Source organism: Streptococcus sp. 1449 (genome assembly GCF_013276805.1).
In the GTDB taxonomy this organism is placed as follows: domain Bacteria; phylum Bacillota; class Bacilli; order Lactobacillales; family Streptococcaceae; genus Streptococcus; species Streptococcus pseudopneumoniae.
The window spans coordinates 1-960 of record NZ_VMLS01000095.1 but is presented as its reverse complement, the minus strand read 5'-3'; the positions used below and the strand labels follow the sequence as shown (position 1 = coordinate 960).

The 960-nt window shown below is 39.2% G+C and carries 1 protein-coding gene; it reads right to left on the bottom strand.

Annotation, left to right across the window (positions count from 1 at the left end; all coding sequences use genetic code 11):
* The coding region (locus HT687_RS11125; protein ID WP_172924212.1) for an IS30 family transposase at positions 1-702 on the bottom strand (702 nt) is incomplete at its 3' end.
* Between the last annotated feature and the right edge of the window lie 258 nt (positions 703-960).

The following is a 960-nucleotide window of genomic DNA, read 5'->3' as shown; positions in this document are numbered from 1 at the left end:
CGTGATGGACAGAATCAGTTCTTGTTTTAAGATGAGTTTTAAAGCCTGATTGACCGCCTCAGCACTTTTATTTGGAATCAATCGGATAATTTGATGCCTAGTTCTTCGATCAGTTAAGACCAGTAAACAATAATTTTTCACCCTTGTAAGCAGAACCGTATCAATCTCATAATGCCCATTCTCCAATCGCAGATTGATAGCTTCAGAACGCTGTTCGATAGATTGACCAGGGGGTTTAAAATTGGTGCTAGCTTGTTTCTTAACAGATTTTCCTTTTCTAGGATAGAGCAGATCCTGTTTTGACAATCCTAATTTTCCATGATGGATCCAGTAGTAGATGGTAGAAATTCCCACGTTAACGCCCTTAGCCTTGACCATCATTTCAGGCGAAAATTTTTGGTTATGATAGTGGAGAATCTTTTCCTTTAGTTCCTTGTTCAATCTTGATTTCTTGACCGAGCGCTTGCGATTATTTTCATAAGACTGTTGAGCATAGTCGGCAGAATAAACCTCTTTAAAGCGCCCTTTTCCAAGACATTGTCGGACTGTCCCACGCTTGACTTCATTGTGAATGGTTTGAGGAGCTTTTCCAAGTAAAGAGGCGATTTCTCTATTTGATTTCCCTTCCTTTTTCCATCGTTCGATTAAACGACGGCTATCGATTGTCAAATGTTTGGCTTTTGTAGTATAATGGTTTTGCATCTCTGTGCCTTTCTTGTGTTTGTGATTGAACAACAAGTATAACACAGAGGTGTTTTCTTATGCCTAGAAGAGCTTTCATTTGACAAGAGGAACCCTTGAAGCAGTTTTGTCAGCTAAACCAAGGCTAATCTTAGCCTTGGCTTGTCAGTCTAACAGCATCAAGCCTCTTATCAAATGAAATCGAGTACTAGCTATCAGCTAGTTAAAACATCTAATTTTTAGGAGAGCTGGGTGGCTAACTTCATTATAGAACTTTCA